The sequence below is a fragment of the Reinekea marinisedimentorum genome, assembly GCF_004341165.1.
GTDB lineage: Bacteria > Pseudomonadota > Gammaproteobacteria > Pseudomonadales > Natronospirillaceae > Reinekea > Reinekea marinisedimentorum.
The window spans coordinates 14,851-41,308 of sequence record NZ_SLZR01000013.1 but is presented as its reverse complement, the minus strand read 5'-3'; the positions used below and the strand labels follow the sequence as shown (position 1 = coordinate 41,308).

Genomic DNA, 26,458 nt, shown 5'->3' with positions numbered 1-26,458 from the left:
TTAAATAAGTTTTATCCATTTTACTTAATTAAGTGGCTTAGGGAAGATGTTGCTGAACAGAAGGAGCCCGGTTGCTATGAGCCTGTATATTCTCTTACCCGCTATCGCCATTGCTGCACTGGCACTGGCAAGTTTGCCCGCATTGTCTGCTATCGGTTTAAGTGCTCTGCCATTGGCTATTTTACTGGGCATGGTGGCCGGCCACCTTGTGCCGGTTTGCCATTCAACCGGCGAGCAGTGGTTCAGTCGGTTTAGCCAGCAAAAGCTGCTGCGTGCCGGCATTATTCTGTTTGGTTTTAGTCTGAATTTTCAGCAGATTGCCGCTGTTGGCTGGCAGGCATTGCTGCTGGATGGCATCGTAATTAGCACCACCTTTTTGCTTGGTACCTGGCTGGGCATTAAGCTTTTTAAGCTGGAGCCGAATGTCGCTATGCTGACTTCTGTCGGCAGTGCCATCTGTGGGGCCGCTGCGGTTATGGCGACCGAGGCGGTGCTCAAACCTAAGCAACGCGATGTTACAGTTGCTGTCGCCACAGTGGTGTTGTTCGGCACACTGGCCATGTTCAGCTACCCGCTGCTTTACGCTTTCAGCGGCATGAGTGAGCTGGCGTACGGCATCTTTATTGGCAGCACCGTACATGAGGTTGCGCAGGCGGTGGCGGCAGGGCAGGCCATCGGCGAGCAGGCGTTGCAGAATGCAGTCATTGTTAAACTGATGCGAGTGATGCTGTTGGCGCCCTTTATTGTGCTGCTGAGCTATGTGGTCAGTAAGAAACAAAGCGCGAAGGATAATGGTCACCGGTTGGTGATTCCTTGGTTTGTTGCAGGTTTTGTGGCGTCAGCTGGTATTAATACCTGGCTGCCTTTACCAGAGCTACTGAGCAGTACTTTTCATTTCGGCAGCCAACTGAGTTTGGCGATGGCGATGGCAGCGCTGGGTTTGAATACCCGCTGGTCGACTATTCGCGCTGCCGGGGCTAAGCCGTTGATGTTGGCGGGGTTGTTATTTGTTTTATTGATGGTAGGCGGTTTTGGGCTGAACCACTTGTTGATTGCAAAGGCTTGATAGGGCTCATTTTAAGCATCATGTTGATTGATTTTTGCTTGTGGTTCGTCTGATGTAGACATCAATCTTGTTCGCTTCGCTTTAGCTAGCACGATTGCACTCCGAGCATGGGCTGCTGAAATGCACGCGATCCGATTAGTTTAGGTGGCGGGCTAAATACCTATCCTTATGTGTATAGTAGCCCGCCGAGCATGTCAGATCCGAAAGATCAATGAGTGTTTAAAGTTCGTTAAACAACCAGTGCTGATTCATATTATCTTCGTCTACAGACCATAAATAAATACTCTGGCCATCCTCACCGCTGTTGTTGCCATCAATCGCATAACCACTCGCATTACGTTTAACTAAACTGTAGTAGCCGTTACCTTGATCTACTTTTAGCCAATGCTGGTTTTGGTTATCTTCGTCGCATTCCCATAGGTATACGTTTTGTCGATCGCTACCGCCATTGCCGCCATCCAGGCAATAGTCTGTATCTGCTTTTTGATAAGAATAGTAGTTATCACCACGATCAAGCTCTAGCCATTGCTGATTAGCGTTGTTTTCATTCTCAGTCCATAAATAAACGTCCTGCTCATTAGCGCCACCATAATTACCGTCGATTGCGTAACTGTCTGCGTTTCGTTTAATCAATTGAACAACCGTGTCTTCATTTACTTCACTAATTTCCCACGACTCCCATGAGCCCACCGCAGCCGTGGTTAAAAAGCGAACTTCACCTGCATTGGTGATTTGTAGGCGCTGATAATCTTCAGGTCCATCCGGTAGCGTCAGAAAGTGAGTATCATCCGATGCCCCTTCCGTGAATTCATAATAGGTATAGGTGCCTGAGTTAGAGGTTGGCTGCATATCAGCATACAGGGTGCCGTCAGTTCTTAACCTGGGAGCTGTGCCACCCGCCGCTCTTTGGATATGCCAGTAGCCATTACCTTTATCAATAAACTGCCATTCAACGTCGTCTCCCGTAACATCCGTAGAGGTTGTATAAGGATCTTCGCTTTCACCGGTAGCCGCCAAGCGTAAATTATGCTCGGGGACATCAAGATAGTAGGTTTTTTCTGGGTCGGGAGTGAACGATTGAGCACTCTCGTCATTAACAACATCTTCATCGTCAATGGTAATTTCAAAAAGACTGAGTGACCCGGCAGGAACCGTTCCACTGATGCTTGTAGCGCTTGTTGTCACATAGTCGCTAACGACACCTTCAATATCGCTTTCGGTATTCCAGTACGTCATGGTGACGGGTTGGTTTGTCGCTGTATAGTCCGTCAGATTAATTAAGACATCGACAGGTTCATCATTCGGATTGATCGCCCAAACCGTGATTAAATTGTCTTTAATGAAAGCCATCGTATGTGAAAGTTCATCAGGTGTATCAATATCAAGTGCTTGTCCACGATGTGAGGTGTTGGTGAGTTTATTAAAAATAAAATATTTTACGTTTCTCGATGGGGTGCCGGAGGGGTTTAGAATGTAGCTGTGCCCCTGATTTGTAGTGCCAATCGCAAGCCATCCTGATATGCCGGAAATGCCAGCATTGACCGCCTCCATGACATATGAAAACGTAAGCACTTCATCATAGCCTGAGGTGCTTTTCCAATCGTGGAGTTCAGTATTCCAGATTTCTTTTGTGGTGCCCAGAATCTCCTGGGCAGTCTCTACAAAGCCCTGTGCACTTCCGCTGGAATTTGTATTGTGTGAAGCGGCAATATCAATCGCATCTCTACGGCGGGTTGTATTAACGTCATCTAACCAGGAAGAACCCTGGGCGTAACTCCAGGTAGACGGTGCTATTATTTGAGGCATTGTTAAAGATTTAGCGGCGAGATCGGCTTCAAGATATTCGGCAATATCTCTGACATGAGTAGGTGTTACGTAGTTCCATTCATTGGTTAAGTCCAGGTAGCTTATTTCGAAACCATACGAATCCATAAGCTCAATATAACGTACCAAATATTCTGCACATTTTTCCCAATCAAAAGAAAAATCGCTGTCGCTCCCTGTGCTTCCCGTTATCCATTGTGGATAAGGTTGCCAAGCGACGTCGTCCATAGCTTCGTCCAATGGCCGGGGTGATGCAAAAAACTTAATGTCAGGGTTTGCATCCTGCATGTCCTGCATCATGGGGATGATCTTGTTTGTGTAGGCTGAAAGGTTATATTCCCCTTCTGTGAGCTCGTAGCCACTATTGATAGCAACCCGTATAAAGTCAATATCATTATCTGCTACCGACCATTGAGCGACTAAATCTTTTTCGTCAGCACTGAGTGTGTTGGTCCAATACCACAGGCGCTCGTAGTCCATTCCATATCGCATCGTTTGATTGGGCGTTGAGCCTACCTGGATGGAAACGTCAGAATAAGCGGCAGAACCTATACTTAAAGATATCAGGGTAGCGATAATTACTCTTTTCTGTTCCATGAATTTTATAATCATATTGCTATTGCTCTTATTGAGGGTTGAGCCGACGATTAATCATTTGCAGCCTTAACCCTTGGTTAAATTTCGAATTCTTCCATGTCGTTATCCGATTTAAATAAGATAGCTTATGGGGTGTAATTGAATGCAGCTACGACATCCCATTTATCTGAGAACATTGCATTGGTATCGAAAGACCTTATTTTCTATCGATAGAAAAATCATTAGTGGAATCTCAGTAATGTTTACAGCGTCAAATAATCATTTTTCTAATTGTTTAGTTTGTGACCTTCTTCATTTGCCTGCTGTTACTTTCGGATTTTTTATAAGTAATGAAGTTAATTGAGCAGCACGAATAAAAAAAACTGGCTGGATGTCAGAATCTAACCTTTGCCGATCGGTAGCTTTGATTCATTAAGTCCTGTCAGCAGGTTTCAGGGGTGTATGCGTAGAATTAGCATAGCTTCTATGCTTTGTATTCCAGTAAAAACTACGCATCTCTTTGTATTTCAGTAAAAATCACACATCAAAAAGTTTGAGCTAACTCTCAATTCAAAATACTTGCACATTGAATCATTGAAAGTTCGAACCGGTCGACACTGACCGGGGGCAGGGTTGTGTACTGTTTACGCTCGAAATTTTAGGTTTTTGTGGGGTTGTGTGAATCAGCCCTAAACGCTTAAGCCTGAATGCGGTATTCGAATTAAGAAGTTAAATCCACTTCAGCATAAAAAAATAGTAGTTGCATTAATAACAATATTTCTTTGGATACCGTACTCATGAATAAGAAATTTATAGCCAGTTTACTTGCATTTAGTACTGTGCCGCTTACTGGTTTTACAGATGTTGTATTTAATGAAAAGCTTTACGGCTATATATACTGGGAAAATGGGTTGCCTATAACCGATCTGGCTCGCAGGCCCGATAGCTGGGCGAATCCGGATATGGCGGCCGATCCGAACCTAATTATTCAAACCGGCTATTACAATTTGCGTTTTGATGCAGACGATGTTGATCTGTCCGGTTTTGATGCGGCCGAAGGCAGTGATTACATGAGCGCACTCACTGAAGATGTTACTGAGTTTAGCGATGGCTCTATTTTGCTAAAGGCCTATAAAGACGGCGTTGCTTACACGGCTCGTACCGGTGTTGTTGAAAACGATGACTCCGATTTGGAAGTTCACCTGATAGAAAACGGTCAATTCCTGCAGCGGTTTGATCACACCGGTTTGGTGTTTACCGACAGTGATGGCAATGAGCTGGGTTCTTCAGGTTATTTCGAGGTGACTGCCTGGCCCGATAGAGTCGTTTTTACGCTCGATTTTTCCGATGATGCAGACGTGGAGCGTACCACCATTCAGGTGAAATCACCGGAGGGTACCGCTCACCTGAAAGACTCTTATCTGAATAAAATTAATCTGGCCATTAAACCTCAGGATGACGAAAAACTCTCCACACTGACTGCCAGTCGTTACATTACCGAGGCGTACGAAGCGGATACCTCAGATGAGCTGGATGTAACATTCGATTCTGATCTCTACGCCTTCTACATTGAATTAGATCCGGACAAAATTTCATACAGCACGGACGATACCGCTGTTGATCGTTATGATGAATACGTCATTGAAGTGACGAATCCGACAGACACTGAGGCCAATATTCCGCTTGTATTCGCGCAAGCGACGATTCCGACCATCACCGGTACCGTTATGCTACTGGCTGATTATGACGATGGCCGCCCTACAGGTTTACCGGTTCAGATTTCCAAAAACTGGCATAAATCCGATGACTATGTGCATAAACACGAAGGCTCCTGGCTTCGCGGTTCCAGCATGGTCACCCTGGAAGCTAACAGCAGTAAAAAGTTTAAGCTGAGGGTGATTTATGGCTATTGGGATCAGGTTGGTGCCGTTTCGCATGCACAGCTTTCTTTAATTGGCTATGGCAACACTCATTGGAAGTGGGATGAATCCGCAGTCGGTGCTTGGGGTGAAAGCATGACTTACGACCCTAATCAGGCAATAGCTGCGGCATTTATTGCCGATGTGCGGCCCACCTGGACCACTCCGACAAGCAGCAGCTATACCGATCATGGCTGGACGGGTAACTATGGCGGTGGCGACTTCCTGAAATATTTCGATGAAAATGGCGATTATCGCTGGGGTAAAAAGATTAAAACGGCCTACCGCTGGACCGGGCCGAACATGACCGAAGTGCTTTACAGCGGTTATTCAGATGACGATAAACTGCGCTTTACCTATACCACCCAGCAGGTTCGCAGTAACGATTACCACCGCCGGTTCCACAGCTATAAATATGAAATTCTGGAAGATATCGAGCCTACCCGTTTTGTGTATCATCAGATGGCTGCAGACTATTACACCGGCCCGGATTTCGACTATTTCTATCGGGGGAATGGCAGCTATTTATACAACAGCGTTCAGGCCGATCACGGTGGTAACGATTACACCGGCGATTCTTATTATTTTCATAAGCGCTGGCTGGCCATCGACGATACCGAGACAAGCAGTGGCGATGACAGTGCGAATCGAGGGATTATTTCTTTAGCGTCAACTCTTAACGACACGACTAAAGTGCCTTATCTGCATACCTATGGAAGAACATGGGGCAGCGACAAAACCTTGTTTGATCTTAGTGGTGAGTCTACCAGCGAGAGCTATAAGGCCGGGGATGTCATCGAGGGTAAGCTGGAATTCATTATGCCGGCAGAATCGAGCAGTGAATACTGGGGTGACGATGACGACTTTGCTGATCGCTTGGCGGCATACGAGAACAGCTGGGATGCCATACAGGATGAGCATATCTACAACAATATGAGTATTAGTGTCAGTAAAGGGACTCTACAGCAAAGTTACCCCGTGGTGATTAATGCTGCTGATGCCACTGTGTTAGCGAAGTTTACGATTCCGGCCGATAGCGGTGTTGGCCATATCCCGGTGGTTATTCAGAATGCCAGCGCAGGCTTGGCGTTACGGGCTCAATATAAGATGGAAGACAGTGATAGCTGGCAGTGGGCTGCAGAGAATAGTAGTAACATCAATACTAACGCGCTCTACCAGGGTTATTACAATGGCGATGGCACCATGGATTATGTGTTCAATATCATTCGGCCGTCTGGCACCTTATCAAAGGCGATGACAGTCCGTGTATTCTCGACGGGCGACAATAATTAGATTAAGCCAACAAAGTTAGAGGCCCAGGTCGGCCCGGCCGCCGGATAACATCGATCATGGCTTTATCATGATCCGTATTATCCGGCTGGTTTGGCTGTTGCTGTGTTTGCATCTTCAATCGTCCATTTAACCGCTAAGTTTTACGCTCATCTAAAACTTCTTTGATTTTGTTACTGATAACTGGCTCTAAATTTTAAGGTGCCAGCCTTCGCAATAAACCATCAAGAATTCACGGCATGACCGGCGTCACGATATCACCTTTCTAATGCCGTTAGGGTTTTCGCGCTTTTTGCATCAGATACATAAAAACAAGTGGAGTTTAAATGAAAAAATTAGCGTTATTCGCATTAACCTCAGCCGTTGCATTACAGGTTAGTGCTGCCGAAATGACAGTCTATCAGGTGGAGTTGGCCAGTAAGTTAGACCCTGCCAATGCGCCGGCTGAAAACTTTGATATGAAAAAATGGAAGATCAACCTTCCTATTGGCGATAAAACCGAAGCCCGCCAAGGCAAAGAGATGGAAATTACTGCTGATCGGCTGAATTACGTTAACTACCCTTATGTGCACCCAGAATGGTTCTATACCAATGCTGAAACGGGTGCTGCGGTATTTGCAGCACCAAACACTGGGCCTACGACACCCAATAGTAAAAATACGCGCAGTGAATTGCGCGCCATGCTGGATGTAAACGATGCCTCCAATTACAGCGGTTCAATAAACAACTTTGCCGTGGCAGCGAATGACAATGCAGCCGATTTTGGGGCTGTTGGCGGGCAGTTATCCGCAGCGTTAACGGTTGATGCGGTCAGCACCAGCGGGAATGATGAAAAGCGCGGCGCCCATGCTGTTGTGATCGGCCAGATTCATGGCTCTAAAAATGAGCCCCTGAAAATTTTCTACCGTAAGATGCCAAACCATGAGTTCGGCAGTGTTTTCTGGACGTATGAAACGAACCCGGCAGATAAAAAGGACCGCACCGATATTCCGAACAATGTGTTTGGTCAGCATAATTTAACCAAAGCCGATGCCGACCCTAAAGACGGAGTGAAACTGGGCGAGTTGTTTGAATACGACGTGAATGTTGTTGAAAACGTGATGAACCTTACCTTCAAACGCAACATCGGTGAAAAAGACGAAAAGGTCGTTACCTTTGCGGTTGATTTGAGCAAGCCGTATCCGGGTCATGAAAAGCTGGATCTCGGCTACGCTCAGGATTGGATGTACTTTAAAGCAGGCGTTTACAACCAGTGTAATCAGGGCTCATCTGAGTGCCAGAACCGAGGACTGGAAGCGGGTGATTATGCTCAGGCAAGTTTTTATAAGCTGGAGTTAAACCAGTAAGCACTTGTATTGAGTTTTGAGCGGATCTGTTCAGGCAGATCCTTTTATTCGGCTCTATTCGCCAATACTTGAATGTGAAAATGAGAAGCGTTATCGTTTGCCATCTTTAAGGCATTCAGGGCGCTTCCATGTTTTTATTCCTAAATTTTCGTAAAATCCTCACGATTGTTGTACTGGCCGTCATAGCTTCCTATTCGGCGGCAGCGACCGTGCAAGACAGCAAAGGTGAATTCACGATTGACTACGAGCCACAACGCATTGTGGTGCTGGAGTTCTCGTTTGTCGATGCGCTTGCAGCGGTGGGGATCAGTCCGGTCGGTATCGCCGATGATAAAGATAAAGACCGCATCCTGCCGCAGGTGCGTGACATCATCGGTGATTGGACCTCTGTCGGTACACGCTCGCAACCCAGCCTTGAAGTGATCGCTTCACTGAATCCGGATTTGATTATTGCCGATATCAGCCGCCACGAAGCGGTCTATGAAGATCTGCAGAAGATCGCACCCACCTTAATTTTGCCATCGCGCCGCGAAACCTATGAAGAAAACCTGCAGGCCGCAGTCGTGGTCGGTACGGCCATCGGTAAGCAAGAGGAACTTGAGGCGCGTTTGGCTCAGCACCGGCAAAAGATGAACGAGTACGCAGCGCAACTGCCGGGGCATGCCCGTGTGCAGTTTGGTGTTGCGCGCGATGATCTGCTGTCATTGCACTCAGAAAACGCCTACGCCGGTGGCGTGCTGAAAACACTGGGGTTCGAGAACCCGAAGGTCTCCGAAGAGGGTGCCGCCTATGTCAGCACCGGTTTAGAGCAGCTGTTGGCGATCAATGCCGATTACCTGATTTTTGGCTACTACAGCAACCCCAGCATTGTTCATAAATGGCACGCGGAACCCCTTTGGTCGCTGCTCAAAGCTGTGCAGGACGACCATGTTTATGAAGTCAACGCCAACACCTGGTCGCGTGCGCGCGGCATGATGGCCGCCGAAACCATGGCGCAGGATCTGGTCAGAATTTTTGCAGAACACTAAGTCGCTGTCGTCGTACCCGGCGCTGCTGGCCGGACTGACCCTGTTATTGGCTTTGCTGTTCTGGTGGAGCCTGTTCAGCTGGTCAGCCATGAATATCTCAGCGCGCGATGCTCTCGACGCGGTATTCAATCATGAAGCCGGCAATATCGCCCAGACCATTGTGCGCGAATTAAGGCTGCCGCGCGCACTGGTCGCCATTGTTGTCGGGTGCGCCATGGCCGCCGCCGGTGCCGTTATGCAGGGGCTTACCCTGAACCCGTTGGCGTCACCTTCCGTGCTTGGCATTAATGCCGGTGCTGCGTTGGGCATGGCCCTGGTCACCACGCTGGGCCTTTGGCAGGGGGCGTTCAGTACGTCGGTTGCGGCGGTTATCGGCGCTGCACTGGCCTGGTTGATTGTTATGTCTTTAGGTAGCTGGAAAGCGGGTGGTCAGAGCAGCCGTTTGGTGCTGGCGGGCATTGCGGTTTCTGCGTTGTGCATGGCGCTGACCAAGGCGCTGGTGATTCTGCACGAAAATCAGGCCGTGGCCGTGCTCAGCTGGCTGGCCGGGGGGTTTGTTGAAGCGCGCTGGCCTCTGTTTGGCAAGCTCTGGCCGGTTGCTGTGCCGGCACTGCTGTTTACCCTGGCCTTTGCACCCACGCTTAATTTGCTCAGTTTGGGGGATGAAAACGCCTCGCATCTGGGGGTGGTGATCTGGGCGGTGCGTCTGCTTGGCAGTGCTCTGGTGCTGGTGCTGGTCGGCTGGACAATCAGCTTGGTGGGAGCCATCGGTTTTGTGGGTTTAATCGTGCCACATGTTGCCCGCAAGCTCACCGGCTACGACTATCGCCGCAATATGCCGGTGGCCATGCTGATGGGCGCCTGCCTGGTGTTGCTGGCCGATATCGTCAGCCGTGCCATCGCCTTCCCAACGGAAGTGCCCGCCGGAGCCATTTTGGCTCTGTTTGGCACGCCGGTGTTTATTTACTTGGTGCGGAGCCGAATCTGATGCGCGCTACTCTGGGCTTACCCGTTCTGCTGTTGTTGGTGGCGCTGCTGATCGTTGCCAGCTTTATGCTCGGCGCTGTGCCTATTCCCCTGGCGGAAATTCTAAAGATCGGCCAGGCCGATTTTGCACACAGCTTTACGCTGTATCAGTACCGTTTACCACGGGCGGTGCTTGCCGTGTTGGTTGGCGGCATGATGGCCCTTGCCGGCGCGCTGGTGCAGGGCGTTATCCGCAACCCGCTGGCATCGCCCGATGTTCTGGGCATCAGTAACGGTGCCGGCTTGCTGGCCGTTTGTTTTATTACCCTGTTTCCGCAGAGTTCTGCCGGTGCAATACCGCTGGTGGCTTTACTGGGCAGTGCCATGGCGGCGCTGTTGTTATGGCTGCTGGTGGGGCGTTACCCGTCTGAAACCCGGCTGGCGTTAACCGGTGTTGCGCTGGCAGCGTTTTTTGCCGCCTGTATCGATTTTGTCATGCTGCTTAACCCGCAGGAAATCAACACGGCCTTGCTCTGGCTGACCGGCAGTTTGTGGGGCCGTAACTGGGTGCAGGTGCAGTTGTTGTTGCCCTGGCTGCTGCTGGTGCCGGTGGCCTTGCTGCTGGTAAAGCCGCTGAATCTGCTGGCGCTGGATGAGCAGAACGCCCGCTCAATGGGGGTGAATGTGCCGCTGGTGCGCTTTGCTGCGCTGGCATTGGCGGTGTGTTTATCCGGAGCCGGTGTTGCCGTTTGTGGCCCGGTGGGTTTTCTTGGCCTAATTGCACCGCATGTGACCCGCCGGTTGCTGGGCTCGCGACATCAGCTGTTGCTGCCGGGCAGTTTTCTGGTGGGAGCCATTCTGTTGCTGTTTGCTGATTTGGTGGGTCGGGTGATCGACCCACCCATTGAAATTCCGGCCGGCATCGTAACCGCTATTCTGGGCGCACCTTATTTTTTATGGCTGTTGTTCAGAATTAAATAATCAGGAGTGAAAGGCATCAATGCTCAGTACAGAAAACCTCTCCATTGGCTATCACGGGCAGGTTATTGTTAAGGATGTTTCCTTTACCGTGCCGCACGGCAAAATTACCGCATTGCTGGGCCCAAACGGGTGCGGCAAATCGACGTTGTTGAAGGCACTGTCACGCACGATCAAGCCCGTCAGTGGCCATGTGTACTGGCAACAGAAAGATGTGCAGAACATCGCCCATAAAGAATACGCCCGTCTGCTGGCCATGTTGCCTCAGGTGCAGCCGATTCCTGAAGGGCTGACCACGTTTGATCTGATCGCCTACGGGCGCAGCCCGCACAATGGCTTTTGGGGGCGGCTCAGCCAGAAGGACCGGGCGGTGATTGATCAGGTCATGGCAGCATCGGGTGTGACTGAGCTTGCCGATAAACGGGTCAGTGAGCTTTCCGGTGGTCAACGCCAACGGGTTTGGCTGGCCATGACGCTAGCGCAGGAAACCCCTTATATTTTGCTGGATGAACCCACCACCTATATGGATCTGAACCATCAGGTTGAGCTGCTCGGCAATCTGCGCCGGCTTAACCATGAAGGTAAAACCATTGTCACCGTGCTGCACGATATCAACCAGGCGGCGCGTTATTGCGACTACTTGCTGGTTATGCACAACGGCGAGCTGGTTGCGCAGGGTACTCCTGCCGAGGTTATCAACCAAAAACTGTTGAAAGAGGTGTTTGCGGTGAATGCGCAAATCTTCCCGGACCCGGTGGCGAATACGCCCATGTGCGTTGTCGATGATTAACGCAGAATAACGTCGAATGGTTATTTTTTGATCTGCAACAGTCAGAGTATTATTTGGTGTTGAGAATCATTTGTGTTTGAGATAGAGTCGCGTTAATCAACCATTTATCAGGAATGACCGATGTACGTATGTTTATGCCGCGGTGTGACCGACTCGCAAATTAAGCAAGCCGTTGAAGAAGGGGCTCAGTCTGTTCGTGAAGTGAATGATCTTCTGGGTACCGCCCGCCAGTGTGGTAAGTGTGGCCTGACCACGCGTGATATCGTGAATCAGCACCTGGATGCCATGCAATCTGCCCGTTCTTCTCTGGCCTATAACGCCGCCTGACTATCACTTTGCACCTCTGCTGCTGTCGGGCTATCAATCTAATAGGTGGCTATTAGTCTGATAGCTCAGCGGCTGTCACTGCTTTCTTCTGTTATTTCCTTTCTGCCTGCAATACCGCACCGTTACTGGCGTTGACGACAGTTTGCGTGTGTTTTCGGTAATTGGCCTGTCGATTGCTCTAACCCTGCTATAAGCGCGTTGCGCAAAGAATTGATTATCAGGAAGAGTATTATGAGCGACATCATGCGCCCGGTACCGTTTGCCGAGCTGTTAACCCGAGTCTTTAGTGAATTAAAAACCAACGCATCCATCTTTGGGTTGCCCATTGCACAGTTTTACCGCGCGTCTAAAAACGAGGCGTTCTCGGTATGGGGTGAAAGCTGCCAGACGCCGGTGGGCCCGGCCGCGGGGCCACACACTCAGTTGGCTCAGAATATTGTTTCTTCCTATCTGGCCGGTGGCCGTTTTATGGAGCTGAAGACGGTTCAAAAGCTCGACCGTCTGGAAATCGCTAAACCGTGCATCGATGCCGAAGATGAAGCCTACAACTGCGAATGGTCAACCGAGTACACGCTGCCCAAGGCGTACGACGAATATTTAAAAGGTTGGATGATTCTGCACCTGCTGGAAGGCATCTTTAACCCGCAGGTGCCGGCCGGCCGCCGCAGCTTTGTCTTTAACATGAGTGTCGGTTACGACCTGGATGGCATTAAAACCGCGCCCATGCAGGAATACATCGCCAATATGCTCGATTCCAGCGAGCACCCCAAGTTCAGCCAGTACAAAACCGAACTGAAAAGCTTTATTGAAAGCACACCGCTGGCCGAAGTGGTGGGTCAGGCGCTTAGCCGCGACGATTTGATTGAGCGTGTTGATGCCATCAGCCCGGTGCTGACTCAGGGCATTACCATTTCGACACTGCACGGTTGCCCACCGCAGGAGATCGAAGCCATCTGCCGTTACATGATCGATGAGCGCGGCATTAATACCTTTGTGAAGCTAAACCCAACGCTACTGGGTTACCCGCGTGTGCGCGCCATTCTGGATGGCGCCGGTTTTGATCATGTCTGCCTGAGCGAAGAAGCCTTCAGCCACGATCTGCAAATGACCGATGCCAAGACCATGCTCAAGCGCCTGGTGGCACTGGGTAAAGAGAAGGGTATTGGCTTTGGTGTGAAGCTGACCAACACGCTGGGCACGCTGAACAAAAAAGGCCGCCTGCCGGAAAAAGAAATGTATATGTCGGGCCGGGCGTTGTTCCCGCTGTCGATTAACCTGGCGCTGGAACTTTCTCAGGAATTTAACGGCGAGCTGCCTATTTCGTATTCTGGCGGTGCCAGCAAGCTGAACATTCGCGAGATTTTTGAAACCGGTATTCGGCCGATCACCATGGCCACCGAGCTGCTTAAGCCGGGCGGTTACCTGCGCCTGAAAGACTGCGCCGCAGAGTTGGATGCCAGCAGCGAGTGGCAGATGAGCAAGATTGATCTGGCCAAACTGGAAGCGCTGGCCACCAAGGCATTAAGCGCCAGCTACACGCAAAAAGAATGGCGTGGGCCGGAGGATATCAGCGTGAATAAGCCGGTGCCGCTGACCGATTGTTCGGTAGCGCCATGCAAGGTAGCGTGCCCGATCAGCCAGGACATTCCCGAGTACATTCGCCTGGCAGGCGAGGGTAAATACGTTGAGGCGCTGGATGTTATCTACGCAAAAAACGCACTGCCTTCCATTACCGGCCATATCTGCGATCACGAGTGTCAGTTCAACTGTACCCGGCGCGATTACGAAGGTGCGGTCAATATTCGGGAAATGAAAAAGATCACCCTGCAACAGGGCTGGGAAGGCTACAAGGCCAAGTGGAATAAGCCGGCATTGGATGAAAGCAAACAGCCGGTGGCGGTAATTGGTGCCGGGCCTGCCGGGCTTTCTGCCGGTTACTTTCTGGCGCGTGCCGGTCACCCGGTGACGATCTTCGAAAAAGAACACAGCGCCGGTGGCGTGGTGCAGAACATTATTCCGCAGTTCCGTATTCCGCGGGAGACCATTGAGCACGATATCAATTTTGTGCAACAGCACGGCGTACAGATTGAGTACGGCGCTAACCCGAATACCCGCATTGATGAGCTGAAAGCCAGTGGCTACAAGTATATCTGCCTGGGAGTCGGTGCGGATAAAGGCAACCCGATTACCATTGAGGGCGATAACCCGAACCGTTTTAAATCGCTGGAATTCCTGCGTGCCTTTAATGAAGACAGCAGCCTGCGCATCGGTAAAGAAGTGGTGGTTGTTGGTGGCGGCAATACCGCGATGGACAGCGCCCGCGCAGCCCTGCGGGTGCCGGGTGTTGAAAAGGTAACGGTGCTGTACCGTCGTACCGAAGCGGAAATGCCAGCGCATAAAGATGAATACAAACTGGCCGTGGCCGATGGCGTTGAATTTATGTTCCTGGCTAACCCGGAACAGTTTTCTGCCAGCGGCATTGTAACGGCGCGGGTCATGGAATTGGCTGAGCCGGATGAAAAAGGTCGTCGTCGCCCGGTTGCCACAAAAGCAACGATTGAGCTTACGGCCGATGCCTTAATTACGGCGGTAGGTGAGCAGGCGAATGTTTCTGCGTTGAGTCGCATGGGCTTGCCTTTGGCTGAAAATGGCTGGCCGGTTGTCGCAGAAGGCAGCTGTGAAACTGCAGTGGAAAATGTCTTCTTGTTGGGTGATGCCAACACCGGCCCTGCGAGCATCGTTTCGGCCATTGCCGGTGCGCGTAAGGCGACCGATGCCATTCTGGAACGCGAACAGCAAAGCTTTGCGCCGCTGGTTGAAAAGCAGAAGGTTACCCAGGCTGAGGTGTTTGAGCGTAAGGGTTTAATTGCGGCAACGTTGATTGAACCTGCGCAGGTGACGGCGGCCAATCAGGCGAAGTTTGCCGAGCAAGAGGCGCAGCGTTGCTTGCAGTGTTCGTACATTTGCAGCAAGTGTGTGGATGTGTGCCCGAACCGGGCCAATGTGTCGTTGAAGGTGCCGGGCTTTAACAATGAAGTGCAGGTGATTCACCTGGATGCCTACTGTAACGAGTGCGGTAACTGTGCGCAGTTCTGCCCTTGGGATAGCAAGCCTTATAAAGATAAATTTACCCTGTTCAGTTTGCGGGATGATTTTAATAACAGCACCAACAATGGTTTCTTTGTTGAGGGTGATGATGTTCTGCTGCGCGCGCAGGGTGATGTGTTACAGCTGCAGTTGAGTGGCAGTCAATTAAAAGATGTGCCGGTGGCCTTGGCGAAAGAGGCGGCGTTGATCAATGAGATTGTCGGCAGTCATGGCTATTTGCTGGGTGAAGTTGAGCTGTAACAGTTTGCTCTGAGTGGCTCGCATAGCGAGCCCAGACTTATGACAAAGTTGCCGCAGTCTTCGATACTTTTTTGTCGGCGGGGTTTATCGACAACCCAATGGTTCGCTACGCAACCGATAACGGTCAGCCCTGATAGAAAGCACAGTGAATACTTCCATGTATGCTCGACGGCGACGTCCATGTCGCCGACGTTTCTATCAGGGCTGACCGTCACCGATCGCTACTCGGCTGAGCTTTCGGGTTACTTTTATTAAATAGGATTATTGAATGAAAATTTTACTTAATGCGATGGCGGTTCAGTTTCAACCGGCGCTGGTGAAAGAGGGTATCGACATCGCCGTTGAAAACGGTGTGATTGTCGAGGTAGGTAATGGCCTGGCTGAAAAGTACCCCTCGGCTGAAACAAAAAATATGAACGGTAAGCTGGTGATGCCGGGTATTGTGTGTTCGCACAACCATTTTTATTCCGGTTTGGCGCGCGGCATTATGGCGGATATTGCACCGACGCCGGATTTTATCTCGGTACTGAAAAACCTGTGGTGGCGGCTGGATAGGGCGTTGGATGAAGAAAGCCTGTACTACAGTGGCTTAATCTGCTCACTGGAGGCCATTAAGAGTGGCTGTACCTCGGTAATCGATCACCATGCCTCACCGAATTATATTGAAGGCTCACTCGATACCTTAAAACAGGGCTTTATGAAGGCAGGCCTGCGCGCGATGACCTGTTTTGAAACCACCGACCGTAATGGCGGCACCGAAGAGCTGGCGCGTGGTGTGGATGAAAATATCCGTTTCGCCAAAGCCATTGATGAAGCAAAGCAGAAGGGCGAAGAGCCTTATCTGGTAGAGGCGCACATTGGCGCGCATGCACCCTTTACGGTATCGAATGAAGGCCTGAGAATGCTGGCAATGGCCAAGCAACAAACCGGCCGTGGTTTGCACATTCATGTTGCGGAAGATTTGTACGATGTGTCACACAGTCACCATCACTACGGGCAGGATTTAATCGAACGGCTTGATGCTTTCGGTTTGATCGATAGTAAAACGCTGGTAGCGCACGGTTTGTACCTGTCAGATTTGGATCGTGACATTCTGAATAAGCACGATGCCTTTCTGGTGCACAACGCCCGCTCCAATATGAATAACGGTGTCGGCTATAACGGTAAGCTGGCGCAGTTCAATAATGTGGCTCTGGGTACCGATGGTATTGGTGCCGATATGTTTGAAGAGCTGAAGTTTGCTTACTTCAAGCATAAGGATGCCGGTGGTCCTATGTGGCCGGATAGCTTCCTGAACTTCCTTGGTAATGGTAACCAGCTGCTGGCGCGTAACTTTGATGCGCAGTTTGGCAAGCTGGAGGCCGGTTATAAGGCCGATCTAACGGTTCTGGATTACACCAGCCCAACGCCGCTGCAGGCCGAAAACCTGGCCGGGCATTTTGCTTTTGGCCTGAACTCTGGTGCCGTAAACAGTGTGATGGTGGAAGGGCGGTTTGTTTATGAAGATCGCGCCTTTGGTTTTGATGTTGCGCCAATTTATGCGGAAGCCCGAAAGGTTTCGAAAAAACTTTGGCAGGCGATGGATGCTTTGTGAGTGAATGAATAAGTGCGGGCGAGACGCCCGCGTTCCGAACGGGCCGTCAGCTAGTGATTCTGTTGGCTGGCATCCTGGTGCGCCCTTGCTATCTCAACAAATTCATCTTCAACCTTTAAAGTTGCCATCGAGCAGGCGTTCCGGGTTGCGCTCCAGCCAGTAAACATCTTTTTCGGCAATCATCGTTAGCGTCACGGTTAGGGTAGCCAGTAACGCCAGAACCAGATCGATAGCCTGAACCATCGACTGTCGTTAGCCAACAGGCAGGTTTTCAGGCGGGTATAGCAAAACCCGTAAAACAATGAAAGGGGAATGCTGGAGCTTTGTAATTTTTAAGGCGTGTATTTTCAGTGATTAATCATGATAGGTTATTTTCTAACAGTGCTTAGTTGCTGTTGAATTTTTTATAGCATTAGTGTTGATTAATTTTTAGACTGTGTTCGCTGATTTAATGAGCTGTTAGCCGGAATTCGGCTGGTAATTTGTCTATGCTTAACCTATTCAGATTGATTGGATAGACTGGCTTGATGTTGAATCTGCAAAAGCACAACCGACTCATTTTCATTGTAATGCTGGTCGCATCCATCGCTGTGACTACCAGTTTCATTATGCAGCTTTCGGTGTTCTCTTCAAAAATTGAAGATGTTGCATTGAATAACGCTGTCGAAAAATCCAGTGAGCGAGAGGCGTTTCTAAAAAGCTTTTTAAAAAGTGCAGAGCGGTCCATCACTGCATTAAGGAACAGCGCATCTTTTAGGGCATTTCTTGAAGACCCAGCTAATAAAGCACCATTTGCCGAATTGGCATTAAATATTGCCAGTGGCAATCGAGATATTATGGGTATCCGTTTCCTGGAGCCTTCCGGTCGTGAGGTTGTCCGTGTATTTCGTGATGATTTGACCAGCGAACCCATGATTACGCCGGAATCCTCCCTGCAGAATAAGTTTCATCGCTATTACATTCAGCACGCCCTGAATATACCCATTGAAACGGTATGGTTTTCTAATCTGGATCTGAATATGGAGTTTCAGGAGGTGGAGGTCCCCTTTAAGGAAACCTTAAGAGTCCTCCGGCCGGTTCTGTACCTTGGCGAGTTTAAAGGTGTTCTGGTCATTAATTACCACATGGAGCGCATGATAGACGAGCTGTTTGCCGCGCCCTTGTATAAGATGATCCTGACGGATGGTCAGGGCAATATACTGGTACACCACAACGAAGACCGCAGCTGGAGTCACTACAAAGGTGACGCGGGGTTGGAGGTGGAAATCCCTGAGTTCCGCCATGTTCTGGAAAACGACACCTACCGCGGCAATACCTTCTTCTCACGTCATCTGGATTTACCCACCAATAACAATCTTATATTGGTTCTGGCATTAAACGATGACTACCTCGCCCTGCAGAAGTCCCAATTCCTGAGAACTTCGGTTTACAGCAGTGTTACCACGCTGGTGATAACTGCCCTGGTTGGCCTTGTTCTGGTTGCGTTGTTCCGGCGGTTTTTCAACGAATACGACGTACGGGAAAAAAGCATTCACTCATTGGTGAAGCTGAACCATCAGATCAACAGCCTGTTGGAGAAAAACAAGGCCTATATGGAAATGGCCAGCGATGGCATTCACGTAATGAACAAAGATGGCGACCTGGTCGCCTTTAGCCATTCGTTTGCACATATGCTGGGGTATAAAGAAGAAGAGCTCTCGGCCCTGAATATAAGAGACTGGCAGGTGAAGCTGAGCCCGGAACAGATGAAAGAAAAGATGTCCGCTGTTACCGGCAGTGCCAGCAAATATGAAACCCGGCACAAGCGTAAAGATGGTAGCCCGATAGATGTCGAGGTCACTGAAAAGTGGATTGTTATCGATGGTGAAAGGCTGTTGTATGCCTCTTCCCGGGATATCAGTGAGCGTAAGCAAATGGAGCAGGAGCTTGAAAAGCTGGCCAATACAGACTTTCTGACACAGCTACCGACCCGGCGAGTATTTGATGAGCGGCTTTCAGAAGAGCTGGAGCGTTGCCGCCGTAACGACACCTACCTGGCCACTGCGGTGATGATGGATGTCGATCACTTTAAAGAAATTAATGATTCCTACGGCCATGCAGTGGGCGATATTGCCCTGAAACATTTAACCAATGTGATTCAGGATGAAATCCGCCGGGTAGATTTGGTTGCCCGCTTTGGTGGTGATGAATTTGCGCTGATATTGGTCAGCACCGATGAAGTAACCGCTATTAACTATCTTGAGCGGATGCGCCAGAAGCTAGCGATGACACCACTGATTGTTGAAGGTTATTCCATCACCATGTCGGTAAGTATTGGTATAGCAGCGATCACCTCGGTCGACGAAGATTCTCACACCGTGCTGAAGAAGGCCGATAAAGCCCTATACCGTGCGAAAGACCTTGGCAGAAATCGCATCGAGGTCTTTCACGATGGAAACGGAGATTAGTGGGCGCCCACTAGCCGTTAAAGTGGCTGATGGCCCACCCGAACGTCAATCTCCGGATAATCATTGCTCAATTGCATCAGTTTGCTCAGGCTTGCCTTATTTTGCCCGCGATCAATGGTGAACTGCCCGGGTTCAACTCCATGCTGCCAACCCCATGCGGTGTGACTGACATCACCGGTCAATAACACCGTCCCAGCCGTACTGTTAATAAGATAGGCTGTTGAGCCGGCAGTATGGCCGGGTGCATGAATGGCCCAAACACTGCCGTCACTGAATACATCCACCACCGCTGCTTGCCACTCGGCCAGGGGTGGTCGCCCCTGCAGAATGGCATCAATAATGCCCTGGGTAACAGCAAATAGTGGAAATTTCTGGTTTGCTTCTCCCTTGCCGATATAGATTGGCACCCCGCGCTCAATGGCAGGCAGGCCACTGATGTGGTCCATGTGCAGGTGCGTCAGAAAAACTCCGTTGATCGGTTGGTTGAGCTGCGCCAGAAAAGCGTCTGTGCTTTGTGTAATCTGCAAGCGCTCAAAGCCCATCGCTTTTTGTAAAAAGCCCGGTAATGACTGAATTGCCGGTAGCGTTGTGAAGGCCTCCGCTACGCCGGTATCGAAAAGGAAGTTGCCATAATTGGGGTGAGCAACGTGGTACATATAAACTTTTATCGGCTCGAGTGTATTTTCCAGCCCGGCGGCAACCGCTTTCGGGTGCTTCAGGTTTAAAAGACCGCTCAGGTCAATTGACCAATCTGCACTCTCAATGGTGGTAAAGGCTATTCTGTTGGCGGTGTTCATGCTGCTTGTCATTTCTTCCCAGGTGCCTGCTCGCCCCTGTTTAGCTGCGTTGTAAGCGTGCTTTGTCGGTGTTGCCAGGCTTGCCCAGATAAACACTGACGCCGCTGCTGCACTCAGCAGGATCAAAACCGTTGCCGAAATTATTAGTGCTTTCTTCATACTTACCTCTCATTGCCCGAACTAGTCGTGTTTTTCCATACCGCCGCTGTGGCATAGTTTGGCTATGCGTTTATGTAAGTAAATCCGTTAAATTTGTATCGAGGTATTTGATAATGAATAGCGATCAGTTGAACTGGGAAAACATACGGCTGTTCCTGGCTGTTGCTGAGCACGGCAGCTTCAGTGCAGCAGCGCGTGAGCTGGCGTTAGGGCAGCCAACACTGAGTCGCCGAATTGCGGAATTTGAATCTGATATAGGGGGGCCGCTATTTTCACGCAAAAGTCAGGGCTGCGAGCTAACCCCGTTGGGCTTGCGGTTGTTGCCAGCCGCCGAGCAGATGGCACTTTGGTCCAGCGATGCGCTGAGCCAGTTGCTGCCGAGCAGTGAGGTCAGTGGCCGGGTGCGCATTACCGCACCTCCGGGCGTGGCGTTGGTGGTGCTCACTTCCTTTGCAAGGCATTTGCAGACTGAGTTGCCGGAGATTCAGCTGGAGGTGCTGAGCACCGTTGATACGCTGAACCTGGCACGCGGAGAGGCCGACCTGGCACTGCGTGCTCAGCCGCCCTCAGATGAAAATCTGGTGGTTCTGAAAACCCTTATTGGTGACTACCGCGCCTATGTCGCTGAAGATGTGGCGAAGATTCTGCCTGAACATCTGACTGCCGCCGATCTTAATTGGATATGCTGGCCTGACCGCTTCGATTACATGCAATTGAACAGGTCGCTAAAAAAGCACATCAAAAATTTTAAGCCCGTATTTACCTCGGATGATTTCAATGTGCAGATAAGCGCTTGTTGCAACGGTGTGGGTGCTCTGGTGCTGCCATCAGGCTTTGAGCAATTTGAATTATTAAGCGGTTTGCGGCCTGTGAATGTTGCGTTGGATGTGAGCACAGAAGTGGCAATGTATCTGCTGGTGCACAAACGCCTGCAGTACTTGCCACGAGTGAAAAAAGTCAGTGATGAATTGCAGGCCTTTTTGGCCGGGCTATGGCCAGAGGGCTAGCGCATTTATCGCACATTTATCGGTAATAGGCCCTGTAAGCATCGTCTACAGGGTCTTTGGTGCTGCCACCGGCGCTTTGCGATATCTGGTAATCGGAGCTCATCCACTGACGTACCAGCTCGTTATCTGCTTTAGCCGATATGCCGCTCAGCGCATTATTGGTGACGTCCGGTGAATCGTAATCAATGGACCAGAGGTAAAGCCAGACGGCGGCAATGTGCTTTTCAGTCTGCTCGGTAATATCAAAATACCCGGTCGTTTGCTCGCTAAATGCGACCTGATTGTGTAGATCTTCATTTTCATCGCCCACAAAAATACTGGAAGTCACCAGTGATGTTCGGTATGAATCAATCGCTGTATCTTCTTGCTCAATCATTTCCTGAACGAGCTCGCGTGATTCTTCACCGGTCCATTGCCAGCCTAAATAGCTTTTAGGCCAATTAGAGAAAAATGCATCCAGTAGAGTCAGGCGCTCAGGAACCAGGTTATCTGCGATCTCTTCCGCCGCTGCGCTTTCCTGCAGTAATCTGGTCAACCGGATGGCAACCTGGCTACCCAGGCTGTGGCCTGCGATGCGGATGTCAGAACCACTGTAGCCTGTCATCGACCAGATATAGTCTTCCAATAACAGCTCCGGTACCGGTTCGCTAACATCCCCGTAGTGATAACTTCCATTACTGTCTAACCAGCGCATGGCTTTGTCACCTTTGGTTGACCATATTTTTGCTTCCGCATCCTTAACTTCGCTTTCATCGGCGAATTGGTTCCAATACATGATGCCGATGTTGTAGCCATTATCGACCCATAGATCTGCGAAATCGATATTTGGCCGCCCATTCACGTCGCTGTAAAAGCTTTCGCGATATTGATCGACAACGGTATCCGACTGCCAGCCATGAATATAAATTAAGGTTGGCTTGGCTGGGTCGTAAAATTCTGAGCCGTCTTGTGTGTCGACACCTGCTTTTTCGAACTCATTATCCTTGCCGGCCCAATACAGACCGTAATCGAGCTCTGAGAAAACGGACTCATCAAACACATCGCCAGCCTCTGTTTGGGATACCGTCAACAGGCAGCTAGCGATAATAACGGTTAATTTTAAATTCATAAGTTTTCCTTTACTAATAGATTGATATACGAACGGGCGGTGAATACGTCGCTAATTGACTGCCCGGTGTTGTTAAAATTTTACTTCTGCAACCCGGCGCTGCCGGAATCAAGTTCATTTTTTAACTGGTGATCTGTTTTTAATGCCTCCGCCTAAATTGAGGGCACTGCATGGTTAACACTCGGAGCTTGCCTTGGTTAACATCTTTGACTAGGTGTGGTTAACATATTTCCACCACCCCCTTTGTCGCAAAGTTAAATGAAACTTTGTTTATGGTTACCGAGTTTTCTATTGAAATGTGATGTGCTTATGAAAACAAAAAAATAGTTACAGTTTATTTAGATGGAGGTTTGTTTTTTAGAGTTTAAGGCTCAATTTTTTGTTTCGGTGATGCATTGGTTTGAACCGATTCGTAAATGTGAACTTGTCCAACTACTCTGGTTTTCTTGTGCGTTCATGTTTTGTTTGATTATTTCAACATGGAATATATTACTGGTGATAAGTAGCATATAAAATGAGTGTTTAGTAAGGTGTTAGTGTCGTTTTTATGGCTTAAATCTAGGCTTTTAGTGAAATTTAGCTCGTGTTTAGACGTGAAGCACAATCCGTGTATTTATTTGTTTTTTGTGAAATATTAAGTGCCTAGTATCGTTTGTGAACGGTGCTCATATTATCAATTCTCTGTTCAATGATTAGCTTTGGATTCTTGTTGAAAGGTTATAGAGACTCCGAGTTGTAGCGAAATCTTTATGATGTTGTCAGTCAGTTGTTATGTGCTGCTATTCATTTTTTAAATTAAAAAGTGTAATGGAGATTCACAAAGTGAAATTAAAATACCAACCATGGCTGTTAGGTACGGGTGTAGCGTTTGCGCTTGCCTGTGCAGGGACAGTACATGCTGATGAAGATACGGCTTGCGCATCAGCAACCAGTGTTAGCTTACCTTTTTCGTTAAATGGTGTTGCCGAAGCGTGCTACCTCGTTAACGGTACGATCTCGTACATTAACTCTTGGGTAACAGATACAGTGACTGTGAATAGTGAAGACTATACCAACATATGGTCTAACTCTATGCCAGCGACTGTGGATGGCGGCTATTACATTTACTACAAGGGTAGTTATGACTGGTCGCACGTAGAAGTTGACGGTGAAGACAGCGATACCACCATTGAAGTACCTATTGAAGTAGATACCTATGAGTTATCTATTTCTGTTGTAGGTTCGGGTACAACGTCCCCTTCTGCTGGTATTTACGAGTACGACGAAGGTGAAGAGATAGAAATTGAAGCCATCGCCGACGAAGGATATGAGTTTACTGGCTGGTCCGGCGACTCAACTTCTACGTCAACGACGATCACCATTACCCTCGATGCAGATACTGAATTAACTGCGACTTTCGAAGAAGTTGAAGATACAACGGAACCGACCGATCCTACCGAACCAACTGACCCAACCGATTCAGTCACTGGTATTTACCGTATTGACGAAAACGGCTACATCACAGAAAACGGCTCTACCTTTGAACCAAACTGCGTAAGCTGGTTTGGTCTGGAAGGTCAGCACGAACCAAGTGATGCTGAGTACAACGCCAGCGGTGCACCGATGGAGCTGTATGTCGGTAACATGTGGTGGGTACAGGAAGGCAGTGAATGGCCTGCCAATGGTACCGGCCGTACCATCGAGCAAACCATTGAAGAGGCGATGGCTGAAGGTGTTAACCTGATTCGTCTGCCGATTGCGCCGCAAACACTGGATGCAACCGATCCGCAAGGTACAGGTTCTATTGGTGAGCTGGCGTTCAGTGAATTCTCTGATGATTATTCTTCAGACTACAGCGCTGATGAAGTTGTGCTGAAAAACCACCCGAATGTTGTGCAGGATAACGCCCGTCAGGCGCTGGAAGATTTCATCACTACAGCAGACGCTTACGGCCTGAAAGTGATCATCGATATTCACTCGTGTTCTAACTACATTGGCTGGCGTGCAGGTGACCTGGAAGCAACACCTCCGTACGTGGATGCTGATCGTGTAGATTACGATTACACCCGTGAAGATTACGCTTGTGGCGTTGATGCGGGCGATGGTGTAACCGTTCATGAGTACAACGAAGAGCTGTGGCTGGAAACTCTGGCTGAAGTTGCGGGTCTGTCTGAAGAGTTGGGCGTTGATAACATTATGGGTATCGACATCTTCAATGAGCCATGGAACTACACCTGGACTGAGTGGAAAGACCTGGCTGAGAAAGCCTACGATACCATCAGCGCGGTTAACGATGACATGCTGATCATTGTTGAAGGTGTTGGCTCTGCGCTGAAAGACAGCACAGTGGTAGAACACGGTGAAGAAAGCTCTGCGCCAAACTGGGGTGAAAACCTGTACGGCTTTGCCAGCGACCCGCTGGATATTCCACAGGATCGTCTGATCCTTTCACCACACACTTACGGCCCATCTGTATATGTTAAAAACATATTCCTGGATCAGGCTAATGCAGATTGTGAAGGCCTGGAAGGTGATGACGCCGGTGCAGCCGATTGTAACATTGTGATCGATTCCGAAACTCTGGAAGCAGCATGGGAAGAGCACTTCGGTTACCTGCGTGACCAGGGCTATGCAGTTCTGATTGGTGAGTTTGGTGGTCTGCTGGATTGGCCAGCAAGCGCTGAAACTTACTATCAGGATCTGTGGAGCCACCTGACTGACGACAACGTAGACGAGCAGTGGCAGAACGCCCTGGTTGACTACATGGTTGATCAGGATATTGAAGGTTGTTACTGGTCGCTGAACCCTGAATCAGCAGATACCGGTGGTTTGTACAATCATGCCTGGGAACGCGACACCAACGAAGGTGGCTGGGGTACCTGGGAAGATTTCAACGACACCAAGCTCGACCTGTTGAAACAACTTTGGAACTAATTCAGCCTTGTTGCTGAGTACCTAAGCCGGTTCTGGTTGTTGAAGCCAGAACCGCGCACTTAACGCCCCGGTTTCAGACCGGGGCTTTTTAGTTTTTAGCGATGTTGTTATGTATAAATCAGCTCTATTTAGCTCTGCTGCGCCATCTTCTTTTTACAGCGAAGGGTAATGGCTATTTTTTCGTCTTCCGTTTTTTGCATCCAGGAAGAGATTTCATCCCGGGTTCTGAAGCAGCCCTTGCAGATGTTTTGTTCATCCAGCTTGCACTGGCTGATACAGGGGGAAATGGCGGTTGAATTGTTTATAAACATGCTTATCCAATGACTGTTTTTGGTGGCCAGAGCTTAGCTGTCGGCTTTTGCCGTTGCCCATTTTCTTTTACTGTCTGCCTGAAAGAATTTAGCCTCGACAGCGCTTTCAAGGTCTATTTCAAATTCGTTGGCTAAGGCCGTCAGCAGTACAAAGGTATCGGCGATCTCATTGGCGATTCTTTCTTTGGAGAATGCCTCGTAGTTTTTTGACCAGAGACGCTTTAGCTCGGCAGAAATTTCACCCACCTCTTCGGTGAGCAGTATTTGAATTTTCAATGGATCGGTCACAAAGCCACGTTGCTTTCGAGTTTGATTGATTCTTTCTTGCAGGGTGTTTAGTTCAGCCAAGAGTATTCCTTACCGCTCATCCGTTAAAGTTGCCATGGTGATCACCAACGAGTCATCCGTCAATGCGGTTTGGCTGCTAGGCGCGCAAGGAATGCCCCAATCTAGTGAGTCTGATACCAAAGTTGGATAACTTTATGGTGCAGTCAGGCCCCATTACGACGCAGACGTGCCACCGATTGGCGCTATAGCGTTCTTTTACGACTTATTTAGGAGCAGGCCGTAAAACCCTTGATTTTATTAGTTGTCCGGCTGGTCAGGTAATGTGGGTTTATCCCTTCTAAGGCCTTAAGCCGTGGCCGCCTCTGTTATTTGGCCT

Annotated in this window: 19 protein-coding genes; 13 read left to right on the top strand and 6 right to left on the bottom strand. The window is 49.4% G+C overall.

Going from position 1 to position 26,458, the window contains the following annotated elements; all coding sequences use genetic code 11:
- Positions 1 to 76 precede the first annotated feature (76 nt).
- Positions 77 to 1,066 (top strand): YeiH family protein, encoded by a 990-nt coding sequence (locus BCF53_RS14065; protein WP_132702450.1) that lies wholly within the window; start codon positions 77 to 79, stop codon positions 1,064 to 1,066.
- A gap of 219 nt (positions 1,067 to 1,285) precedes the next feature.
- Here the strand turns inward: BCF53_RS14065 and BCF53_RS14060 are convergent, their stop codons facing one another.
- On the bottom strand, positions 1,286 to 3,502 hold the full coding sequence (locus BCF53_RS14060; RefSeq protein ID WP_132702448.1) for an RICIN domain-containing protein: 2,217 nt from the start codon (positions 3,500 to 3,502) through the stop codon (positions 1,286 to 1,288).
- Between the two features lie 761 nt (positions 3,503 to 4,263).
- On the opposite strand from BCF53_RS14060, the gene BCF53_RS14055 reads away from it, so the two are divergent.
- The 9 genes from BCF53_RS14055 to ssnA all read left to right on the top strand — a co-directional run bounded on the left by BCF53_RS14055 (position 4,264) and on the right by ssnA (position 17,052).
- On the top strand, positions 4,264 to 6,678 hold the full coding sequence (locus BCF53_RS14055; RefSeq protein ID WP_132702446.1) for a hypothetical protein: 2,415 nt from the start codon (positions 4,264 to 4,266) through the stop codon (positions 6,676 to 6,678).
- Between the two features lie 323 nt (positions 6,679 to 7,001).
- Positions 7,002 to 8,021, top strand: coding sequence for a polysaccharide lyase family 7 protein (locus BCF53_RS14050; protein WP_132702444.1), 1,020 nt, complete (start codon positions 7,002 to 7,004; stop codon positions 8,019 to 8,021).
- 128 nt (positions 8,022 to 8,149) lie between these two features.
- Positions 8,150 to 9,049 carry a Fe(3+) dicitrate ABC transporter substrate-binding protein gene (locus BCF53_RS14045; protein ID WP_132702442.1) on the top strand — a complete coding sequence of 300 codons (900 nt, stop codon included), beginning with the start codon at positions 8,150 to 8,152 and terminating at the stop codon, positions 9,047 to 9,049.
- Positions 9,036 to 10,037, top strand: coding sequence for an iron chelate uptake ABC transporter family permease subunit (locus BCF53_RS14040; RefSeq protein WP_243645840.1), 1,002 nt, complete (start codon positions 9,036 to 9,038; stop codon positions 10,035 to 10,037). Before BCF53_RS14045 ends, BCF53_RS14040 begins: the two co-directional genes overlap by 14 nt.
- On the top strand, positions 10,037 to 10,996 hold the full coding sequence (locus BCF53_RS14035; RefSeq protein ID WP_132702440.1) for an iron chelate uptake ABC transporter family permease subunit: 960 nt from the start codon (positions 10,037 to 10,039) through the stop codon (positions 10,994 to 10,996). The genes BCF53_RS14040 and BCF53_RS14035 overlap by 1 nt, the downstream gene beginning before the upstream one ends.
- 19 nt (positions 10,997 to 11,015) lie before the next feature.
- A complete protein-coding gene (fecE, locus tag BCF53_RS14030; protein WP_132702438.1) occupies positions 11,016 to 11,783 on the top strand; it encodes a Fe(3+) dicitrate ABC transporter ATP-binding protein FecE in 768 nt (255 codons plus the stop codon).
- Between the two features lie 120 nt (positions 11,784 to 11,903).
- Entirely contained in the window at positions 11,904 to 12,110 is a 207-nt protein-coding gene (locus BCF53_RS14025; protein WP_132702436.1) for a bacterioferritin-associated ferredoxin, read from the top strand.
- Between the two features lie 231 nt (positions 12,111 to 12,341).
- The gene (gene ygfK, locus BCF53_RS14020) at positions 12,342 to 15,458 is read left to right on the top strand and encodes a putative selenate reductase subunit YgfK (protein WP_132702434.1); all 3,117 of its coding nucleotides are present in this window, start codon (positions 12,342 to 12,344) and stop codon (positions 15,456 to 15,458) included.
- Between the two features lie 268 nt (positions 15,459 to 15,726).
- Positions 15,727 to 17,052: a putative aminohydrolase SsnA gene (gene ssnA / locus BCF53_RS14015; RefSeq protein WP_132702432.1), complete on the top strand. Its 1,326-nt coding sequence runs from the start codon at positions 15,727 to 15,729 to the stop codon at positions 17,050 to 17,052.
- Positions 17,053 to 17,160: 108 nt separating this feature from the next.
- On the opposite strand, the gene BCF53_RS19580 is transcribed toward ssnA, so the two are convergent.
- The gene (locus BCF53_RS19580) at positions 17,161 to 17,295 is read right to left on the bottom strand and encodes a hypothetical protein (RefSeq protein WP_279389139.1); all 135 of its coding nucleotides are present in this window, start codon (positions 17,293 to 17,295) and stop codon (positions 17,161 to 17,163) included.
- Between the two features lie 284 nt (positions 17,296 to 17,579).
- Between BCF53_RS19580 and BCF53_RS14010 the strand changes: the two genes are divergently transcribed.
- Positions 17,580 to 19,499: a sensor domain-containing diguanylate cyclase gene (locus BCF53_RS14010; protein ID WP_132702430.1), complete on the top strand. Its 1,920-nt coding sequence runs from the start codon at positions 17,580 to 17,582 to the stop codon at positions 19,497 to 19,499.
- 17 nt (positions 19,500 to 19,516) lie between these two features.
- Here BCF53_RS14010 and BCF53_RS14005 read toward each other — a convergent pair whose 3' ends face one another.
- The gene (locus tag BCF53_RS14005) at positions 19,517 to 20,455 is read right to left on the bottom strand and encodes an MBL fold metallo-hydrolase (RefSeq protein ID WP_132702428.1); all 939 of its coding nucleotides are present in this window, start codon (positions 20,453 to 20,455) and stop codon (positions 19,517 to 19,519) included.
- A 113-nt stretch (positions 20,456 to 20,568) separates the two neighbouring features.
- Between BCF53_RS14005 and BCF53_RS14000 the strand changes: the two genes are divergently transcribed.
- Positions 20,569 to 21,462, top strand: a complete 894-nt coding sequence (locus BCF53_RS14000; protein ID WP_132702426.1) for a LysR family transcriptional regulator — start codon at positions 20,569 to 20,571, stop codon at positions 21,460 to 21,462.
- A 16-nt stretch (positions 21,463 to 21,478) separates the two neighbouring features.
- Here the strand turns inward: BCF53_RS14000 and BCF53_RS13995 are convergent, their stop codons facing one another.
- Positions 21,479 to 22,570 carry a hypothetical protein gene (locus BCF53_RS13995; protein ID WP_132702424.1) on the bottom strand — a complete coding sequence of 364 codons (1,092 nt, stop codon included), beginning with the start codon at positions 22,568 to 22,570 and terminating at the stop codon, positions 21,479 to 21,481.
- Positions 22,571 to 23,392: 822 nt separating this feature from the next.
- On the opposite strand from BCF53_RS13995, the gene BCF53_RS13990 reads away from it, so the two are divergent.
- The gene (locus tag BCF53_RS13990) at positions 23,393 to 25,483 is read left to right on the top strand and encodes a cellulase family glycosylhydrolase (protein ID WP_243645839.1); all 2,091 of its coding nucleotides are present in this window, start codon (positions 23,393 to 23,395) and stop codon (positions 25,481 to 25,483) included.
- A gap of 128 nt (positions 25,484 to 25,611) precedes the next feature.
- Here BCF53_RS13990 and BCF53_RS13985 read toward each other — a convergent pair whose 3' ends face one another.
- The gene (locus BCF53_RS13985; protein WP_132702422.1) at positions 25,612 to 25,794 is read right to left on the bottom strand and encodes a DUF1289 domain-containing protein; all 183 of its coding nucleotides are present in this window, start codon (positions 25,792 to 25,794) and stop codon (positions 25,612 to 25,614) included.
- A gap of 33 nt (positions 25,795 to 25,827) precedes the next feature.
- Positions 25,828 to 26,142, bottom strand: a complete 315-nt coding sequence (locus BCF53_RS13980; protein ID WP_132702420.1) for a hypothetical protein — start codon at positions 26,140 to 26,142, stop codon at positions 25,828 to 25,830.
- Positions 26,143 to 26,458: the final 316 nt, after the last annotated feature.